15 protein-coding genes are annotated in these 18225 nt (G+C 71.3%); 9 read left to right on the top strand and 6 right to left on the bottom strand.

Going from position 1 to position 18225, the window contains the following annotated elements; translation table 11 throughout:
- Positions 1–61: 61 nt before the first annotated feature.
- Positions 62–1129, top strand: coding sequence for an LLM class flavin-dependent oxidoreductase (locus ACFYP4_RS01010; RefSeq protein WP_358850477.1), 1068 nt, complete (start codon positions 62–64; stop codon positions 1127–1129).
- Positions 1130–1207: 78 nt separating this feature from the next.
- On the opposite strand, the gene ACFYP4_RS01005 is transcribed toward ACFYP4_RS01010, so the two are convergent.
- Positions 1208–2125 carry a BTAD domain-containing putative transcriptional regulator gene (locus ACFYP4_RS01005; protein WP_388781490.1) on the bottom strand — a complete coding sequence of 306 codons (918 nt, stop codon included), beginning with the start codon at positions 2123–2125 and terminating at the stop codon, positions 1208–1210.
- A gap of 259 nt (positions 2126–2384) precedes the next feature.
- On the opposite strand from ACFYP4_RS01005, the gene solA reads away from it, so the two are divergent.
- Both solA and ACFYP4_RS00995 read left to right on the top strand, forming a co-directional pair.
- Complete coding sequence (gene solA / locus ACFYP4_RS01000) at positions 2385–3527, top strand: N-methyl-L-tryptophan oxidase (RefSeq protein WP_388781487.1); 1143 nt, start codon at positions 2385–2387, stop codon at positions 3525–3527.
- A gap of 88 nt (positions 3528–3615) precedes the next feature.
- Positions 3616–4149: a flavin reductase family protein gene (locus tag ACFYP4_RS00995; protein ID WP_358850480.1), complete on the top strand. Its 534-nt coding sequence runs from the start codon at positions 3616–3618 to the stop codon at positions 4147–4149.
- 86 nt (positions 4150–4235) lie between these two features.
- Here ACFYP4_RS00995 and ACFYP4_RS00990 read toward each other — a convergent pair whose 3' ends face one another.
- Complete coding sequence (locus ACFYP4_RS00990) at positions 4236–5294, bottom strand: 2-oxoacid:ferredoxin oxidoreductase subunit beta (RefSeq protein WP_358852481.1); 1059 nt, start codon at positions 5292–5294, stop codon at positions 4236–4238.
- Positions 5287–7179, bottom strand: coding sequence for a 2-oxoacid:acceptor oxidoreductase subunit alpha (locus ACFYP4_RS00985; RefSeq protein ID WP_358852482.1), 1893 nt, complete (start codon positions 7177–7179; stop codon positions 5287–5289). The genes ACFYP4_RS00990 and ACFYP4_RS00985 overlap by 8 nt, the downstream gene beginning before the upstream one ends.
- A 278-nt stretch (positions 7180–7457) precedes the next feature.
- Between ACFYP4_RS00985 and ACFYP4_RS00980 the strand changes: the two genes are divergently transcribed.
- From ACFYP4_RS00980 to ACFYP4_RS00955, 6 genes are read left to right on the top strand one after another with little or no spacing between them, the layout of a single operon-like run.
- Positions 7458–8141: a phosphoadenylyl-sulfate reductase gene (locus tag ACFYP4_RS00980; RefSeq protein ID WP_358852483.1), complete on the top strand. Its 684-nt coding sequence runs from the start codon at positions 7458–7460 to the stop codon at positions 8139–8141.
- Entirely contained in the window at positions 8138–9049 is a 912-nt protein-coding gene (gene cysD, locus ACFYP4_RS00975; RefSeq protein WP_358852484.1) for a sulfate adenylyltransferase subunit CysD, read from the top strand. Before ACFYP4_RS00980 ends, cysD begins: the two co-directional genes overlap by 4 nt.
- A complete protein-coding gene (locus ACFYP4_RS00970) occupies positions 9049–10353 on the top strand; it encodes a GTP-binding protein (protein WP_358852485.1) in 1305 nt (434 codons plus the stop codon). Before cysD ends, ACFYP4_RS00970 begins: the two co-directional genes overlap by 1 nt.
- Positions 10350–11438, top strand: coding sequence for an aliphatic sulfonate ABC transporter substrate-binding protein (locus ACFYP4_RS00965; protein WP_358852486.1), 1089 nt, complete (start codon positions 10350–10352; stop codon positions 11436–11438). The genes ACFYP4_RS00970 and ACFYP4_RS00965 overlap by 4 nt, the downstream gene beginning before the upstream one ends.
- A 53-nt stretch (positions 11439–11491) precedes the next feature.
- Complete coding sequence (locus ACFYP4_RS00960) at positions 11492–12301, top strand: ABC transporter ATP-binding protein (RefSeq protein WP_358852487.1); 810 nt, start codon at positions 11492–11494, stop codon at positions 12299–12301.
- Entirely contained in the window at positions 12288–13181 is an 894-nt protein-coding gene (locus ACFYP4_RS00955; RefSeq protein ID WP_358852488.1) for an ABC transporter permease, read from the top strand. The genes ACFYP4_RS00960 and ACFYP4_RS00955 overlap by 14 nt, the downstream gene beginning before the upstream one ends.
- Positions 13182–13480: 299 nt before the next feature.
- On the opposite strand, the gene ACFYP4_RS00950 is transcribed toward ACFYP4_RS00955, so the two are convergent.
- The 3 genes from ACFYP4_RS00950 to ACFYP4_RS00940 are packed head-to-tail and all read right to left on the bottom strand — an operon-like array spanning position 13481 to position 18175.
- On the bottom strand, positions 13481–15136 hold the full coding sequence (locus tag ACFYP4_RS00950; protein WP_358852489.1) for a nitrite/sulfite reductase: 1656 nt from the start codon (positions 15134–15136) through the stop codon (positions 13481–13483).
- A complete protein-coding gene (locus tag ACFYP4_RS00945; RefSeq protein ID WP_358852490.1) occupies positions 15120–16433 on the bottom strand; it encodes a hypothetical protein in 1314 nt (437 codons plus the stop codon). The genes ACFYP4_RS00950 and ACFYP4_RS00945 overlap by 17 nt, the downstream gene beginning before the upstream one ends.
- The gene (locus tag ACFYP4_RS00940; RefSeq protein WP_358852491.1) at positions 16430–18175 is read right to left on the bottom strand and encodes a hypothetical protein; all 1746 of its coding nucleotides are present in this window, start codon (positions 18173–18175) and stop codon (positions 16430–16432) included. Before ACFYP4_RS00940 ends, ACFYP4_RS00945 begins: the two co-directional genes overlap by 4 nt.
- Positions 18176–18225 lie beyond the last annotated feature (50 nt).

Below are 18225 nucleotides of genomic sequence, written 5' to 3'. Positions count from 1 at the left end.
CGAGTGCCGGAAATACTACGTGTGACCCCATGAGCCGATAAGCGCAGGGAGCACGGCAGAGATGAAATTCGGTGTGAACTTCTTCCCCGTCATCGATCCCGAGGTGAAGAGCGCGACCGCGTACTACGACGAGACGCTGCGCCTGGTCGAGCTCGCCGAGGCGCTCGGCTTCGAGCACGTGCAGACGGTGGAGCACTACTTCACCGGCTACGGCGGCTACAGCCCGGACCCCGTCACCCTGCTCACCGCCGCGGCGGCCCGGACCAGCCGTATCCGCATCGCCACGGGTGCGGTGGTCCCCGCGTTCACCCACCCGGTGAAGCTGGCCGGCAAGCTCGCCATGCTGGACCATCTCTCGCACGGGCGCCTGGACGTGGGCTTCGGCCGCGGCTTCCTGCCGACGGAGTTCGAGGCCTTCCAGGTGGACATGGACGAGAGCCGGGCCCGCTTCCAGGAGGGGGTGGAGGCCTGCCGGCGCCTGTGGACCGAGGAGGACCTGGTCTTCGAGGGCCGCTTCCACCGGTTCGGGCCGGTCACCCTGCTGCCCCGGCCGTACCAGAAGCCCCACCCGCCGATCTTCATCGCGTCGGCGACCAGCAGTGAGTCGTGCGAAGCGGCCGGGACGGCCGGTCACCATCTGCAGATCGTGCCCTCGGTGACGACCCCGGAGCAGCTCTCCTCGATGCTGAAGCACTACCGGGCCGCCTGGGACGAGGCCGGCCACGATCCCGCGGCACGCCGCATCCAGATCAAGTACACCTGCTACCTCGACGACGACTCGGCCGAGGCGCGGCGCATCGCGGAGCGGTACGAGCGCTCCTACATCGAGCACATGGCAGGGGCCGTGGCGCCGCTGGCCCGCTCCAGTTCCGCCGACTACCCCGGGTACGAGAAATTCCTGGAAAAGGCGAGGAATTATGACTTCGCCCGCTCCCTGGAAGGGAACAAGGTCTTCGCGGGAAATTCCGCCGAAGTGCGGGACCAGATCTCCCGAGTGCGCGAGGAGTTCGGCAGCGATCTGACCGTGAGCCTGCAGTTCAGTCCCGGCGCTCTTTCGTTCGCCCGGGCCGCGAGGGCAATGGACATATTCGCCGCGGAGGTCATGCCCGCATTCCCCGACGAGGCCTGAGAGGCGTGTGCCGGGTGAAGCGTCCCGCCCTGGCCGGACTCCCGTGCGGGGCGGATCCCGACGGCCGGCCGCGGGCGTTCATCCGGCATGCGCCGCCCCCGAGACGTCGGCGGCGGCCCCTCGGCCGACGGATCGCCTCTCGACCAGGGAGACCAGCCGAGCCAGTTCCGAGCGGAGACTGTCCTGTTCCGACGTCAACCGGTCGACCTGGCGGCGCAGCCGCAGGAGTTCATGGCTCTGCGCGGCAGCGCCCGCGCCCTTCGGGTCGACGCCCTGCTCGGCCGTGACCGGTGCCGGCCGGACCGGCGCCGGGCCTCGCCCGCGGCGCGCCTCGGTCAGGGCCCGCGCCTCGTTCCGGCGGCCGGAGCGCTGGAGCGCCAGGACGAGCAGATCACGGAAGCGCTCCCGCGCCGGATGGGCCGCGACCAGTTCCTGCAGCTCGCCGATCATCCGGCGGTGCCGGCCGTCCCGCAACGCCGCGTCGTAGAAATCCTCCAGGGCCTGCTGCCGCTCCTCCTCCAGACGGACCGCCAGCCCGGCGCAGACGGGGCCGTGGGCACCGCCGGCCAGGGCCGGACCGCGCCAGAGGCTCAGCGCCTCGCGCAACAGCCGGCACGCGGTGCCCGGGTCGGAGTCCAGGTACCGCCTTCCCCGTTCCGCCCTCGACCTGAACTGCACGCTGTCGAGTTCCTCGGGGCGCGCCAGCAGCAGGTAGCCGGATCCGCGCGCGACGAGCCGGGGAGTGCTGGCCCGCGGCGGCTCCATGTCGATCAACTGCTGCCGCAGCCGCGAGACGTGGGCCTGGAGCGCGTTGGCGGCCTTGTCCGGCGCGTGGTGCCCCCACAGCTCGCCGATCAGGTCCCTGGTCGCCACCGGAGTTCCCTGACGGACCAGCAGGGCTCCGAGCAGGAGGCGTTGCTTGGGGCTGGTCAGCCGGACGCGTCGCTGCCGGACCTCGTCGTAGATCTCGGGCGGACCCAGTATGCGGAACTCCATTCCCACCTCCACCCGTCGTCGCGGCCCACGCCGCGCCTCGGCTTCGAGGTGATCACGGCCCGGACGGGATCCACCTGAGTAACCCGGTACTCAATCGGCACGCGCGCGTTCCGAAGCGGGTTCCACGGCGGCGTGCCCGTCCGCGGCTCCCGTGGCCGCACCGGCCGGGGCAGGTGAGTGCCCACTACTCACGTGCGCACCACGGGGTTCGTGGTCTGGTGGCGGACAAGCACCGGACTACAGACGGGGAGTACAGGGCATGGCTCGCATGGACGCGGAGGTAGCCGTCGTCGGTCTCGGCGCGTGGGGGTCGGCGACGCTGTGGAGGCTGGCGGCCGAGGGCGTCGACGCGATCGGCTTCGACCGGTTCACGCCGGGGCACTCGCTGGGCTCCTCGCACGGGGGTTCCCGGATGTTCCGCATCACGTGCCTGGAACACCCCGGGCTCGTGCCGCTGGCCCGGCGCTCCCGTGAGTTGTGGTCACAGCTGGAGGACAGCGCCGGTGAGCAGCTGTTCTTCCCCACCGGGGGACTGCTGATCGGCCCGAAGGACGGACACATCGCGGGCGGCACCCTGCGTGCCTCGCGAACCCACGACATCAAGGTCCGCACCCTCTCGGCACGCGCCCTGGCTTTCCGCTTCCCGCGTCACACGGCCGTCCCCGACCATCACATGGGTGTCTGGGAGCCGTCCGCCGGCATCATCCGCCCCGAGCGTGCCGTACAGGCCGCGGTCCGCCTCGCCGCGGAAGCGGGAGCGCGGGTGTACCCCGACACCCGGATCATCGCCATCGAGAAGGTGCCGGGCGGTGTACTGCTGCGTACCGCCGAACGGGCCGTGCGGGTACGGCAGGTCGTGGTGACGGTGGGGTCCTGGCTCTCGTCCCTGGTGCCGGGGCTGCCGCTGGAGACGCTGCGCATGCCCATCACCTGGTTCCGGCCGCTCGAGGCCGACCGGGCTTTCGACCTGGACCGCTTCCCGGTCTTCATGCGGGAACTCGACGACGGGCGGGTGGTGTGGGGCAACGGCGCGGAGGGCGGCTTCGACGTCAAGCTCGGCCTGGAGGAGAGGGGACAGGTGTCGAAGCCGATCGACCCGGACGACAGCGACCGCTCGGTGACCCCTGACGACTGGGCGGACCTGTCCCGTCTGCTGCCCGCGAAGATCCCGGGCCTCGAACCGCTGCCGGCCAAGGTCGCGGTGTGCATGCTGACCCGTACCCCGGACGGGCAGTTCGTGATCGGCAGGCCGGGCGGCGACCCCCGCGTCGTGGTGGCGGGCGGCGACAACGCCCACGGCTTCAAGCACGCCACCGGGATCGGGGAGGCCCTCGCCGACATCGTCAGGGGCGGCACCACCAAGGTGGATCTGGACTTCCTCGCACCGGACCGGTTCCGCTGAGCGTGGTGCGGCCGGCGTCTTTCCTCGCCCCGCCCCGTCCCCTTCTCCCCGCCTCTTCCGGCATTCAGCCGACGACGGAAGGCACCTCATGACGTCTCCCCCGGCCCAGTCGACGGCACCACTGGTGGACGCACAGCGGTTCCGCGACGCGATGGCACAGTTGGCGGCTCCCCTGGCCGTCGTGACGACCGTGGACGAGGACGGCCGGCGGTGGGGGTTCACCGCCAGCTCCGTCGTCTCGGTCTCGCTCGACCCGCCGCTGCTCCTCGTCGGTCTCTCCCGGTCGTCGAGCTGCCACCGGGCCCTGGTGTCCTCCGGCGAGTTCGTGGTGAACGTCCTCGGCGAGCAGCACCGCGCCGTGGCGCAGCGCTTCGCCACGCACGGGGTGGACCGTTTCGCCGGCGGCGGTTTCACCACCTGGCCGGGCACGGACCTTCCCTGCCTTCCCGACGCTCCGGCCGTGTTCCGCTGCGTGACCGGGGAGGCCCTGCCCGCCGGTGATCACGACCTGCTCCTCGGCGCGCTGCGCGACACCCGTATCGCCCCGCAGGCGTCGGCCGCCGGTACGGCGCTGCTGTGGTACGGGCGGACCTTCTGCGCCGTGCCCGCTCCGCGTCCGTAGCGCGCGGTCGCTTCCGGGGCGCACGTCTAAGCCCGGCCACGGACGTCCGTGGCCGGGCTTCGGGGTGTGCGCGTGCGCCGCTGTCGTCAGCCGACGACGGTCCAGGTGTCGCCACCCGCCAGCAGGGCGCCGAGGTCGCCCTTGCCGCGCTGCTCGACGGCCGCTTCGAGCTGGTCGGACATGAGGGTGTCGTAGACCGGGCGTCGCACGCTGCGCAGGACGCCGACGGGGGTGTGGTGGAGGGTGTCGGGGTCGGCGAGCCGGGAGAGCGCGAACGCGGTGGTGGGGTCCGGGTCGTGGGCGTCGTGGACGAGGACGCGGGCCTCGTTGTCCTCGGTCACGGTGACGACCTCCAGTCCGCCGGTGAGCGGATCGCGTCTCACGCCCTTCGCGGCGTCGGCGCCGAACCGGATGGGCCGGCCGTGTTCGAGGCGGATGACCGCCTCCTGGGCCTTCTCCCTGTCCTTGAGGACCTCGAAGGCGCCGTCGTTGAAGATGTTGCAGTTCTGGTAGATCTCCACCAGCGCCGTGCCCGGATGGGCGGCGGCGGCCCGGAGGACGCCCGTGAGGTGTGCGCGGTCGGAGTCGACGGTCCGGGCGACGAAGGAGGCCTCGGCGCCGAGCGCCAGCGACACCGGGTTGAAGGGCGCGTCCAGCGAGCCCATCGGGGTCGACTTGGTGATCTTGCCGACCTCGGAGGTGGGCGAGTACTGGCCCTTGGTGAGCCCATAGATCCGGTTGTTGAACAGCAGGATCTTGAGGTTGACGTTGCGGCGCAGGGCGTGGATGAGGTGGTTGCCGCCGATGGACAGCGCGTCGCCGTCACCGGTCACCACCCACACGCTCAGGTCCCGCCGGGAGGTGGCCAGCCCCGTCGCGATCGCGGGCGCCCGCCCGTGGATCGAGTGCATCCCGTACGTGTTCATGTAGTACGGGAAGCGCGACGAGCAGCCGATACCGGAGACGAACGCGATGTTCTCCCTGGCGAGCCCCAGCTCCGGCATGAAGCCCTGGACGGCCGCCAGGACCGCGTAGTCACCGCAGCCCGGGCACCAGCGCACCTCCTGGTCGGACTTGAAGTCCTTCATGGACTGGCGGCCGTCGGCCCTGGGGACCAGCTGGAGGAGTTCGTCGGTGTCAGGCATCGATGGCCTCCTTGAGGGCGGTGGCGAGCTGCTCGGCCTTGAAGGGCATCCCGTCGACCTGCGTGTGGCGCCGTACGTCGACGAGGTACCTGGCCCGGAGCAGGGTGGCGAGCTGGCCGAGGTTCATCTCGGGGACGACGACACGGCCGTAACGCGCCAGTACCTCGCCGAGATTGGCCGGGAACGGGTTGAGGTGACGCAGGTGGGCCTGGGCGATCGGGACGCCGGCCGCCCGCAGCCGGCGGACCGCCGCGGTGATCGGCCCGTACGTCGAGCCCCAGCCCAGCACCAGCGTGTCCGCACCCGCCGGGTCGTCGACCACCACGTCCGGCACGGTGATCCCGTCGATCTTGGCCTGCCGGGTGCGGACCATGAACTCGTGGTTGGCCGGGTCGTAGGAGATGTTGCCCGAGCCGTCCTGCTTCTCGATCCCGCCGATCCGGTGCTCCAGACCGGGCGTGCCGGGCACCGCCCACGGCCGGGCCAGTGTCTCGGGGTCCCGTTTGTAGGGCCAGAAGACCTCGGTGCCGTCGGCGAGCCGGTGGTTGGGGCCGGACGCGAAGGGGACCCGGAGCACGGGAAGTTCGTCGAGGTCCGGTATGCGCCAGGGTTCGGAGCCGTTGGCGAGGTACCCGTCGGAGAGCAGGAACACCGGGGTGCGGTAGGTCAGGGCGATCCGGGCCGCGTCCAGCGCCACGTCGAAACAGTCCGCGGGGGTACGGGGGGCGACGACGGGGACCGGGGCCTCGCCGTTGCGCCCGTACATCGCCTGGAGCAGGTCGGCCTGCTCGGTCTTGGTCGGCAGACCCGTGGACGGGCCGCCGCGCTGGATGTCGATGACCAGCAGGGGCAGCTCCAGGGAGACCGCCAGGCCGATCGTCTCCGACTTCAGCGCCACACCGGGACCGGAGGTGGTCGTCACCGCGAGGGAGCCGCCGAAGGCCGCCCCCAGCGCCGCGCCGATGCCCGCGATCTCGTCCTCGGCCTGGAAGGTGCGCACGCCGAAGTTCTTGTGCCGGCTCAGCTCGTGCAGGATGTCCGAGGCGGGAGTGATCGGGTACGAGCCCAGGTACAACGGCAGCTCGGCCTGCCGGGAGGCGGCGACCAGCCCGTACGACAGCGCCAGGTTCCCCGAGATGTTGCGGTAGGTCCCGGCGGGAAAGGCGCTCGTGGCGGGAGCCACCTGGTAGGAGACCGCGAAGTCCTCGGTCGTCTCACCGAAATTCCAGCCCGCCCGGAACGCCGCCACATTCGCCTCCGCGACGGCCGGCCTCTTCGCGAACTTGGTCCGGAGGAATTTCTCCGTACCCTCGGTAGGACGGTTGTACATCCACGAAAGCAGCCCGAGCGCGAACATGTTTTTCGCACGTTCGGCTTCTTTACGGGAAAGCCCGAACTCATTCAGCGCCTCGACCGTGAGTGTCGTCAGCGGCACGGGATGCACGTGGTACGCCTGAAGGGATCCGTCCTCCAGCGGAGATGTCTCATAACCGACCTTCGCCATCGGGCGCCTGGTGAACTCGTCCGTGTTCACGATGATGTCCGCCCCGCGCGGCACATCGGCGATGTTCGCCTTCAACGCGGCGGGATTCATGGCCACCAGCACGTCCGGTGCGTCGCCCGGCGTCAGGATGTCGTGGTCGGCGAAGTGCAGCTGGAACGACGACACGCCCGGCAGCGTCCCGGCAGGTGCCCTGATCTCGGCGGGGAAGTTCGGCAGCGTCGACAGGTCGTTCCCGAACGACGCCGTTTCGGACGTGAACCGTTCACCCGTCAACTGCATGCCATCACCCGAATCACCCGCGAAACGGATGACCACACGGTCCAGCCGACGCACCTCGTTCTTTTCCGCAGCGCCTACGCTCTTGCCGTCCTCACGCCTCATCCCCCACCCTCATTCCCTCTTCCCGTCGTGCGCCCGACGGTGACGCCCGCCTCGGAAACGCCACTCCTTGTGCGGCGGATGGTGACAGCTGCCGCTTACGGTGCGCTGACGGCCTGCTGAGGAACCCCGCAGCGCGCTCCCGGGTCAGCGTGACGTCAGCGTCGTGTATGACGCCCCGGTTAGCCTGCGCCTGCCGTTCAGCGATCAGGTGTGTGCCATGTGCTCATTTCCTGTCCTTTCTCGGCTCCCCACTCGAAGAGATATCGAGAGGACTTCGGATGCACGAACTCAAGCAACTCGCCACCCGGGCCGGGCGGGAGCTGGAAGAGGCCCCGGCGCTGGACATCCTGCGCTGGGCCGCGGACACCTTCGGCCCACGTCTGTGCGTCACGTCCTCGATGGAGGACGCCGTAGTGGTCCATCTCGCCGCCCGTGTGATGCCCGGAGTGGACGTCGTGTTCCTCGACACCGGCTACCACTTCCCCGAGACCCTCGGCACCCGGGACGCCGTCGAGGCGCTCAGCGACGTCAGGGTCATCAGCCTGCTCCCCCGGCAGACGGTGGCCGAGCAGGACGCGGAGTACGGGCCCGAGCTGCACCGGCGGGACCCCGACCTGTGCTGCCGGCTGCGCAAGACCCAGCCGCTCGAGGAGGGGCTCGCCCCCTACAGCGCCTGGGTGACCGGGCTGCGCCGGCTCGACTCGCCGGAACGCGCGAACACCCCGGTCGTCGACTGGGACGAGGCACGGCAGAAGGTGAAGATCTCCCCGATCGCGCGGTGGTCGCGCGAGGACGTGGACACCTACATCAGCGAGCACGGGGTGCTGGTCAACCCCCTGCTCTCGGACGGCTACGGCTCGGTGGGCTGCGCCCCCTGCACCCGGCGGCTGCTCCCCGGCGAAAGCGCCCGGGCGGGCCGGTGGGCGGGGAGCGCCAAGACGGAATGCGGGATCCACACATGACGACCGGGACAGACATACCGCTGCGGCACCTGGACGCCCTCGAATCCGAGGCGGTGCACATCTTCCGCGAGGTGGCGGGCGAGTTCGAACGGCCCGTCATCCTGTTCTCGGGCGGCAAGGACTCCATCGTCATGCTCCACCTGGCGCTGAAGGCCTTCGCTCCCGCGCCGCTGCCCTTCTCACTGCTGCACGTCGACACCGGGCACAACTTCCCCGAGGTGCTCGACTACCGTGACCGCACGGTCGCCCGGCACGGGCTGCGCCTTCATGTCGCGTCGGTACAGGAGCACATCGACCGCGGGGCGATCAGGGAACGGCCGGACGGCACGCGCAATCCCCTGCAGACCGTGCCGCTGGTCGAGGCCATCCGCGCCCACCGGTTCGACGCGGTCTTCGGCGGCGGACGCCGCGACGAGGAGAAGGCCCGCGCCAAGGAGCGGGTGTTCAGCCTGCGTGACGAGTTCGGCGGCTGGGACCCGCGCCGTCAGCGCCCCGAGCTGTGGCAGCTCTACAACGGCAAGCACTCCCCCGGTGAACACGTCCGGGTCTTCCCCCTGTCCAACTGGACCGAGCTGGACGTGTGGCAGTACATCGCCCGCAACGGCATCGAAGTCCCCTCGATCTACTACGCGCACCGGCGCGAGGTCTTCCTGCGGGACAACATGTGGCTGACCCCCGGTGGCTGGGGCGGGCCCAAGGACGGCGAGCCCCTGGAGATCCGCACCGTGCGCTACCGCACCGTGGGCGACATGTCCTGCACGGGAGCCGTCGACTCGCACGCGGCCGACCCCGAAGCGGTCATCGAGGAGATCTCGGCCTCACGGCTCACCGAGCGCGGTGCCACCCGGGCCGACGACCGCATGTCTGAGGCCTCCATGGAGGACCGCAAACGCGAGGGATACTTCTGATGACGACCGGACCCGAGCATCACTCCACCCTGCTGCGTTTCGCCACGGCCGGCTCCGTCGACGACGGCAAGTCCACTCTGGTCGGCAGGATCCTGCACGACTCCAAATCGCTGCTAGCCGACCAGTGGGAGGCCGTCGAGCGTGCCTCCCTCGCCCGGGGTCAGGAGGCGCCCGACCTGGCGCTGCTGACGGACGGGCTGCGTGCCGAGCGCGAGCAGGGCATCACCATCGACGTGGCCTACCGCTACTTCGCCACCTCGCGCCGCAGTTTCATCCTGGCCGACACCCCCGGCCATGTGCAGTACACCCGGAACATGGTCACCGGGGCCTCCACGGCCGAGCTGGTCATCGTCCTGGTCGACGCGCGACAGGGCGTCCTGGAGCAGACCCGAAGGCACGCGGCCGTGGCCGCGCTGCTCCGCGTCCCGCACGTCGTGCTCGCCGTGAACAAGATGGACCTGGTCGGTCATGCCGAGTCCGTCTTCGCGGGCATCGCGGACGACTTCATCGCCTACACCCGGGCGCTGGGAGTGCCCGCGGTGACCGCGATCCCCGTGTCCGCCCTCAACGGTGACAACGTGGTGGTCCCGTCGGCGAACATGGACTGGTACGGCGGGCCCACGGTCCTCGAACACCTGGAGACCGTCCAGGTGGGTTCCGAACCCGCCGGGGCCCCCGCCCGCCTTCCCGTGCAGTACGTCATCCGCCCGCAGACGGCCGAGGACCCCGACTACCGCGGCTACGCGGGCATGATCTCGTCCGGAACGCTGCGCGTCGGCCAGGAGGTCACCACCCTGCCCTCCGGACACACTTCGGTGATCAGCGCCATCGACCTGCTGGGGCAGCGGGTGGAGTCGGCCCGGGCGCCGCAGTCGGTGACGGTGCTGCTCGCCGACGACCTCGACATGTCGCGGGGGGACCTCCTGGTGCCCTCCGACTGCGTGCCCGCGGCATCCCGCGACATCGAGGCCACGGCCTGCCACCTCGCCGACCGGCCGCTGACCGTGGGCCAGCGGGTGCTGCTCAAGCACACCACCCGCACGGTGGCCGCCGTCGTGCAGGAGATCGTCAGCCGGGTGACGCTCGATCCGCTCACCCAGCAGGCCGCTCCCGGCCGGCTGACGGCCAACGACATCGGCCGGATCAGGGTCCGGACGGCCGCGCCGCTCGCCCTCGACCCCTACGCCGTCTCCCGCCGCACCGGCTCCTTCCTCCTGATCGACCCGGCCGACGGCACCACGCTGACGGCTGGCATGGCCGGCGACTCCTTCGCCGCGCGGGCCCCGGGGGGTCCGGACGCATGAGGCCGGTCCAGCGTCTCGGCGCCGCTCTGGCGCTCCTCGCGCTCAGCGCCCTCAGCGCGTGCGGCTACGGTTCGCAGCGCGTCGACAACACGGCGAAGGTGCTGCCGAAAGGTACCCGGCTCTCCGCCGACGAGGTACGGGTCGGCTACTTCCCCAACCTCACGCACGCCACCGCGCTGGTCGGCGTGCGTGAGGGTCTGATCCAGAAGGAGCTGGGCGGCACCAAGCTCTCGACCGCGACGTTCGGGGCGGGGCCCGCCGCCATCGAGGCCCTCAACTCCGGATCGGTCGACCTCGCCTGGGTCGGCCCGTCACCGGCGATCAACGCCTTCACCAAGCTCGGCGGCAAGGGTCTGCGCATCGTCGCGGGGGCCGCGTCCGGCGGGGTCAAGCTGGTGGTCGACCCGGCGAAGATCAGGACGGCGGCCGACGTGAAGGGCAAGCGCATCGCGAGCCCTCAGCTCGGCAACACCCAGGACGTGGCCCTGCTGCACTGGATCTCCACGCAGGGCTGGCACGTGGACCCGGTGTCGGGCCGCGGTGACGTGTCGGTGGTGCGCACGGACACCAAGATGACGCCGAACGCCTACCGGTCCGGCTCCATCGACGGGGCCTGGGTTCCCGAGCCGACCGCCTCCCTGCTGGTGGCCCAGGGGGCGAAGGTCCTGCTGGACGAGTCGCGGTTGTGGCCCGACCGGCGGTTCGTGATCACCAACCTGGTGGTGTCGCAGCGCTTCCTGGCGGACCACCCCGACGTGGTCGAGGCGGTCGTCCGCGGCTCGGTCGCGGCCAACGCGTGGATCACCCGCAGGCCCGAGGAGGCCAGGCGTGCCACGAACGCGGCACTGCGGGAGCTGACCGGGAAGGAACTGCCCTCCGACGTCGTCCGGGCGGCCTGGTCCTCGCTCAGGTTCACCGACGACCCGCTGGCCGCCACGCTGGGCGCCCAGGCCGAACACGCCACCGAGGCCGGTCTGCTGGACCGTCCCGTGCTGCGCGGCATCTACGACCTCGGCCCGCTCAACCGGGTCCTGAAGGCGGCGGGCCGGCCCCCGGCCGACGACGCCGGGCTCGGCGTGCCGTGAGAGACGACGTCATCCGCGCTGTCCGTCCGTCCCGCACCCAGGAGTTGACCCGCGTGCATCCGACAACGATCACGGAACAGGCCGCCGCGCCCGGAACGGCCGTCTCGGCGCCCACCGCCCCCGCCGTGCGTGTGGCGGGTGTCCACAAGACGTTCAGCCGGCCCGGAGGCGTTCAGACAGTTCTCCAGGACATCAACATCGACGTGATGCCCGGCGAGTTCCTCTGTCTGCTCGGGTCCTCCGGCTGCGGCAAGTCCACCCTGCTCAATCTGGTCGCCGGCCTCGACGAGCCGTCCTCGGGACGCATCGAACTGCCGGCGGGCCGGCCGGCGCTCATGTTCCAGGAACACGCGCTGTTCCCCTGGCTGACGGCCGGCAAGAACATCGAGCTGGTCCTCAGACTGCGGGGCGTCAACCGGGCCGACCGCCGGTCCCGGGCGGAGGAGCTGCTCGGCCTGGTCCGGCTGCAGGACGCGTACGGCAAACGCGTCCACGAACTCTCCGGCGGCATGCGGCAGCGCGTCGCACTGGCCCGTGCCCTGGCGCAGGACTCCCAGGTGCTGCTCATGGACGAGCCGTTCGCCGCGCTCGACGCCATCACCCGCGATGTCCTGCACGAGGAGCTGACGAGGATCTGGCAGTCCGCCGGCATCTCCGTCGTCTTCGTCACCCACAACGTCCGCGAGGCGGTCCGGCTGGCCCAGCGCATTCTGCTGATGTCGTGCCGGCCGGGCCGGGTCGCCCACGAATGGCGGATCGACCTCCCGCAGCCCCGCCGCCTGGAGGACCCGGCCGTGGCCGAACTGTCCGTGGAGATCACCGACCAACTGCGCGAGGAGATCCGACGTCATGCCCGAGACTGAGGCCCGCCCGGAGGCGGACGTCGGCCGCACCGATGCGGATCTGGCCCGTCTGGAGGCCGGTCTGGACTCCCTGGAATCCAAGCCCGTGGCGCGGGACCCGGTCGGGCTGTTCCTCAGGCGCAAGCTCGCCCCGCCGGTGCTCGGCGCCGTTCTCGTCCTGACGGTCTGGCAGTCGCTGCACGTCAGCGGCCTCGTGTCCGAGGAGCGGCTGCCGAGCCCCCAGGCGATCGCGGACAGCTTCCGCACGCTCTGGCTGCGCGGCACCCTGTTCGACATCATCTGGACCAGTCTGGAACGCGGCCTGCTGGGCTTCCTGGCCTCCGTGGCGATCGGCACCCCGCTGGGCCTGGTCGTGGCCCGGGTACCGCTCGTCCGGGCAGCCGTACGCCCCGTCCTGTCCGGGCTGCAGACCCTGCCGTCGGTGGCCTGGGTGCCCGCGGCGGTCATCTGGTTCGGTCTGACCGACGGCGCCATGTACACGGTGATCCTGTTGGGCGCGGTCCCCTCGATCGCCATCGGGCTCGTCTCCGGTGTCGACCAGGTGCCCCCGCTGTACCTGCGCGCGGGACGGACCATCGGTGCGACCGGTCTGCGCGGCGCCCGCTTCATCCTGCTGCCCGCCGCCCTGCCCGGGTACCTCGCCGGCCTGAAGCAGGGCTGGGCCTTCTCCTGGCGTTCCCTGATGGCGACCGAGCTGATCGCCTCGTCCCCCGAACTGGGCATCGGACTGGGGCGCTACCTGGAGAACTCGCGCGAGAGCATCGACATGCCCGGCGTGTTCCTCGGCATCCTGCTCATCCTGGCCGTGGGCATCGTGATCGACCTCCTCGTCTTCAGCCCGCTCGAGCGCCGGGTGCTGCGCAGCCGCGGCCTGGCATGACCGGCCGGTGCCGGCCCGGCCGGCACCCTCAGCCCGGAGGCGGGCACGGCAGCCCATCACCGGCGCGGGAGCCGCGGTGCGACGGTGCACCGTGTGGCCCGTGCCCGCCTCCGGTACCACCCCGGCCACCACCCTCCACCCACCGCTCCCCCCTTCGTCCGGCTCGGTCCCACGCCCGGTGGACGGCTACGAGGCCGTCCGCCGGCAAGCTCCGGGGCCCCGGTCGAAGGGACCCGCACGAAGGGGCCCGGGGAACACCTCCAGGTGTTCCCCGGGCCCCTTTCGGCCGGTCCGCGGGTTCAGCCCCGCTGCGCGTCCTGCACCCGGAGCACCCACTGGGCGAAGGTCTCCGTCTCGTCCGTACGTCCGTCCCGGTAGTCGCGTGCCAGTCCCTCGACGAAGTCCGGCAGTTCGGTCGCGGCCACCTTCATCCCGCGGGGCTTGTGCCCGAAGGCCGCCTCGTCGTCCTTGGCCAGCGAGAGCCCGCCGCCCAGATGGACCTGAAAGCCCTCCACCTGCGCACCGTCGGGGCCGGTGACGATCTGGCCCTTCAGTCCGATGTCCGCGACCTGCGTGCGGGCGCACGCGTTGGGGCATCCGTTGACGTTGACGCTGATGTCCGTCCGCTGGTCCGCCAGCCGGCGTTCCAGTTCGGCGACGAGTTCGGCGGCCCGGTCCTTCGTCTCGACGATGGCGAGCTTGCAGTACTCGAGTCCCGTGCACGCCATCGTGGAGCGGCGCCAGACGGAGGGGGTCACCCGCAGGTCGACGGCCTCGAGATCCCGCACCAGGGGTCCGGGATCCGCCACGTCCAGGACGATCAGCTTCTGATAGGGCGTCAGGCGTATCCGGCCGGAGCCGTGGGCCTCGACGATGTCGGCCAGCCGGGCGAGCCGGGTGCCGGACACCCTGCCGACCACGGGTGTCGCACCGACGTAGTAGCGCCCGTCACGCTGCTCGTGGACACCGAGGTGGTCCACCGGCACCGCGGGCAGCACCGGTTCCGGTCCGTCGAGCAGGGGCCGGCCGAGGTACTCGGTCTCCAGCACCTCCCGGAACCTCTCCACTCCCCAGTCCGCGATCAGGTACTTCAGGCGGGCCCGGTTGCGCAGCCGCCGGTAGCCGTAGTCGCGGAACAGTCCGGCCACCGCCGCCCAGACCTCGGCCACCTCGGACAGCGGCACCCAGGCGCCGGGGCGTTCCGCGAGCCGGGGCGAGGTCGCAAGTCCACCGCCGACCCAGAGGTCGAAGCCGGGTCCGTGCACGGGGTGTTCGACGCCGAGGAAGGCGATGTCGTGGATCTGGAAGGGGACGTCCGGCAGCCAGGAGACGGCGGTCTTGAACTTGCGGGGCAGATTGGACAGCGAGGGGTCGCCGACATGACGGTCGACGATCTCGCGGATTGCGGAGGTGGCGTCCAGGACCTCGTCGGGGCTCACGCCCGCCACGGGGCTTCCGAGCACGACCCTCGGGCAGTCCCCGCACGCCTCGGTGGTGGACAGGCCCACGGCCTCCAGCCGGCGCCAGATCTCCGGGACGTCCTCGATGCGTATCCAGTGCAGCTGGATGTTCTGGCGGTCGGTGATGTCGGCGGTGTCCCGCGCGAACTCCGTGGAGAGCGCCGCGATCTCGCGCAGCTGGGCAACGTCGAGTTCTCCGCCGTCGACCCGGACCCGGAGCATGAAGTGCTCGTCGTCGAGCTCCTCGGGCGCCAGGGTCGCGGTGCGTCCGCCGTCGATGCCGGGACGCCGCTGGGTGTAGAGGCCCCACCACCGGAACCTGCCCCGCAGGTCGTCCGCGGGAATGGAGGCGAAGCCCTCGCGCGCGTACGTCCGCTCGATGCGCTCCCGTACCCGCAGCGGGTCCTCGGCCTTCTTGAACCGCTCGTTGTCGTTGAGCGGCTCTCTCGATCCGAGCGCCCACTGGCCCTCGTCACGCCTACGCTCCCGGGTCATCCTTCGTCCTTTCACTCAGGGGGGCGCTGATCGGCGCGATCATTCCCGAGGGGAGCCAGTCCGCCTCGCCGCCCGCGTGGTGGTGGCCGCCCGCGCTCGCGCCGTCCGCGGCGACCATCCCGCCGGGTACGTACGCGACCGAGACCGCGTAGAGCCGTGCCGGTGTCGCGGGCTCCTCGCCGCGCACCCGCTGCCAGGCCCGGTAGCCGGTGCTCGACGGGTATTCGCCGGGCATCCGCGCGGTCAGCGCCTTGACGTACTCCATGGCTTCGGCCCGCCGTGGCGCGTACCGCAGCGGGATCACCTGACCGGCGCTGGGCGTCAGCACCGACCGGGCCAGCAGCCAGGGGGCGAGGTAGACGCCCTGGGCGCGGGTCGTGCCGCGCTCCACGGCCAGTGCCGCGTCCGTGGCGCCGGGCCACCCGCTGGTGACCAGCAGCGGCCGGGAGGACCGGTCGGGCCGGGTGACGTCGATGCCCGCCCGGCCGGCCGCCGAGCGCACCGCGGCGGCGGCGGCCCGGCCGCGCCTGGAGCCGTCGGACACCAGGCCGACGGAGCGGGTGCCCCGGTCTGCGAGGAAGCGGACGGTGGCCCGCAGCGTGGCGGCGTCCTGCTCGGTGAGGCGGTCGGACGGGCAGGCTGTGAGCGGGGTCTGTTCCCCGGCCACCAGGGCGCCTGCGGCGGCCGCGGCGCACTCCGGCCCGTCGGCGCCGGCGAGTGCCTCCAGCGGGGCCCGGGCGCCGCGTCCGGTGTCCACCGACAGCTTCCCGGTACTGCCTCCCGCGGCGATCCGCAGCGTGCTGCGGCCGTCGGGGAGATGCACGGGGACCCAGGTCTGGGAGCTGCCCGGGCGGTGCTCGCCCCGTCGCAGCCCGCCGTCGGCGGTGCCGGCCCGGGCGTCGTCGGCGCCGATCGCCACCAGGTTGGGGCCGGGCCGTCCTGGCACCACGAGCACACCGACCTGCTTCCCGCCGAGCGGGAGCGTCCGCAGGAGCGGCGTACCCGGTCGGGACGGAGCCGGCGCGTCCGCCGTGGTGGCCTCCGGGCTCCCTCCCCGGGTGCCGAGCGCCGCGACGGTGACGAGCGTGAGTGCCAGGGAGAAGACGGCGACGGAGGTGAGGAGGTAGCCGCGGGGCAGCAGCTTCCGCCGGGCCAGGAACGCCACACACACGATGCCGATGACGGACGCGACGGCGATCGGCATCAGGGTCTGCCCCGGCGCCCCGTCCAGCGCGGCCGGATGACCGCGGCCCGATGCGAGGGCCGCGGTCATCCGGGTACTGATGGATCCGGTCACTTCAGGACGCTGTCACTGACGGTGAACAGGATGCCGTGCGGCCGGGCCGGTCCGGTGTCTCCGTGCGGCCAGGAGGTCCGGTCGAAGTCCACGCAGGGCTTGTGGGTCAGCTCGTCGCGGAACGTGGTGTCCTGCTTGAGCTTGCCCGACCGGTCGAGGTCGTACATGCACACCTCGTGGTTGCCGTCGCCGCTGAAGGAGCCGGCGATGAAGTAGTTCGAGGTGGCGAGGCGGCGGATGTGCTTCGTCTCCCGGTAGGTGCCGGCGTGCGTGCGCTCGAAGTTGTCCATCGCGCCCCAGTGCGGGCCACCGTCGGTGGTGTCCCTGATCGGCATCGCGGAGGTGACGGCGGGACAGTCGCTCTCCGCGCCGCCCCGGTACACCTCGTTCAGCTTGTCGATGGTGCACTTCGGGTCGTCCCCGGCGGCCAGCAGCTTGCGGATGTCGAGCACGTAGACCATGCCGGTGGTCCGGTCGAGCGGCTTCCCGTACGCCGTGGACTGGCCCATCACCGTGTGGAACAGGTAGCGGTCGTCGGGGCTGACCATCAGCCAGCTTCCCGCGTCACCCCCGCCCGTGACGTCCTTGTCGGCGCCCGCGGCACGGTACGCCGTGGTGTCGTCGAAGACTTCGCGCCACTTCGGTTCGGGAACGCTCACATCGGGCGCGTAGAAGATCGCACCGCCCAGCATGGACGAGGCGAACGCCCCCTTGTGGCGCTTTTTGTTGGGGAGTGCGGGCTCCATGACGACCCGCGACTCGTGCCACATCGCCGAGCGCTCCTTGGAGGCGCGCGGTCCGTCGGGCATCTTGCTCACGGAGAGGAGTTCGGGGTCGTTGCGGTCGCTGATGTCCCAGACACGCACCGTCTGGCGCGCGAGGTTCGTCTGGTCCGGCAGGACGGGGCTCATGAAGTGACGGGCTTCGACGAAGTCGCTGGCGACCATGATGTCGCGCTCCTCGCTGACCATGATGCCGTGCGGGTTGGCGCACGTGGCCTTCGAGATCTTCGGGACGTTGCCGCACTGCTTCGGGTCCTCGCCCTCGGCGAGCGCCGCGGGGATCTCGGCGAGCGTCTTGCCGTTCTTGTCGAGCCGCACGATCTCGCCCGGCGATCCGGCCGCGCCGTTCCCCTCACGGACCTCACCGTTGGTGAAGGTGCACGGGCCGGGGAGGTCGGGGCCGCCGAGGTAGCTGGCGTAGGCGGTGCCGTCACGCAGCACCTGGAAGGCGTCGGGGGCGGTACCGCACGGAGTGTCCACCGACGAGTTCACGCCGGCCAGCTTCAGCGCGGGGAGCGCCTTGGTGTCGAAGACGAAGACGGTGTCCATGAGCAGACCGCCGGCGTAGAGCCGGTCGCCCTTGTGCCACACGTACTGCATGTGGTGGGCCTCGTGGGAGAGACTCGGGCCGAGGGTGACGGTGTTGACCACGTCGCCGTACGTGGGCGAATTGCGGGTGGCGTCGACCACCGCGAGGAAGTCCGGCTTCGAGGGGTCGGCGGAGCCGGCCCAGGTGAGCATCCACTCCCGGCCCCGCCCATCGGCGGCGGGCAGCAGGTTGTTGGTGGCCGTGTACGTCACGCCGTCGGAGGCGGTGAACTTCGACGTCGTCCGCACGGGTTCGGCGGACGCCGTGGCGTCCGCCGAACCCGTCAGCAGAACGGCGGTCAGGCCGACCGCGGTGAGGCACGCGGCCAGGCGGGATGATCCGCCCGGCCTTCGGAGACTGAATCGTCGCACGTCGCGAACGCTCCTCTCACGGAGCTGTCTGGTGGGTCCAACTGGCGCCG

The organism is Streptomyces sp. NPDC005551 (genome assembly GCF_042871785.1).
GTDB lineage: Bacteria > Actinomycetota > Actinomycetes > Streptomycetales > Streptomycetaceae > Streptomyces.
The sequence above is the reverse complement of the archived record's forward strand: the minus strand, read 5'-3'. Positions and strand labels throughout refer to the sequence as shown.

What these genes read in the sequence shown, in the direction of transcription:
- ACFYP4_RS01010 (WP_358850477.1), top strand. Translation starts at nt 62, where the DNA reads ATGAAATTCGGTGTGAACTTCTTCCCCGTCATCGATCCCGAGGTGAAG.
- ACFYP4_RS01005 (WP_388781490.1), bottom strand. Translation starts at nt 2,125, where the DNA reads ATGGAGTTCCGCATACTGGGTCCGCCCGAGATCTACGACGAGGTCCGG.
- solA (WP_388781487.1), top strand. Translation starts at nt 2,385, where the DNA reads ATGGCTCGCATGGACGCGGAGGTAGCCGTCGTCGGTCTCGGCGCGTGG.
- ACFYP4_RS00995 (WP_358850480.1), top strand. Translation starts at nt 3,616, where the DNA reads ATGACGTCTCCCCCGGCCCAGTCGACGGCACCACTGGTGGACGCACAG.
- ACFYP4_RS00990 (WP_358852481.1), bottom strand. Translation starts at nt 5,294, where the DNA reads ATGCCTGACACCGACGAACTCCTCCAGCTGGTCCCCAGGGCCGACGGC.
- ACFYP4_RS00985 (WP_358852482.1), bottom strand. Translation starts at nt 7,179, where the DNA reads ATGAGGCGTGAGGACGGCAAGAGCGTAGGCGCTGCGGAAAAGAACGAG.
- ACFYP4_RS00980 (WP_358852483.1), top strand. Translation starts at nt 7,458, where the DNA reads ATGCACGAACTCAAGCAACTCGCCACCCGGGCCGGGCGGGAGCTGGAA.
- cysD (WP_358852484.1), top strand. Translation starts at nt 8,138, where the DNA reads ATGACGACCGGGACAGACATACCGCTGCGGCACCTGGACGCCCTCGAA.
- ACFYP4_RS00970 (WP_358852485.1), top strand. Translation starts at nt 9,049, where the DNA reads ATGACGACCGGACCCGAGCATCACTCCACCCTGCTGCGTTTCGCCACG.
- ACFYP4_RS00965 (WP_358852486.1), top strand. Translation starts at nt 10,350, where the DNA reads ATGAGGCCGGTCCAGCGTCTCGGCGCCGCTCTGGCGCTCCTCGCGCTC.
- ACFYP4_RS00955 (WP_358852488.1), top strand. Translation starts at nt 12,288, where the DNA reads ATGCCCGAGACTGAGGCCCGCCCGGAGGCGGACGTCGGCCGCACCGAT.
- ACFYP4_RS00950 (WP_358852489.1), bottom strand. Translation starts at nt 15,136, where the DNA reads ATGACCCGGGAGCGTAGGCGTGACGAGGGCCAGTGGGCGCTCGGATCG.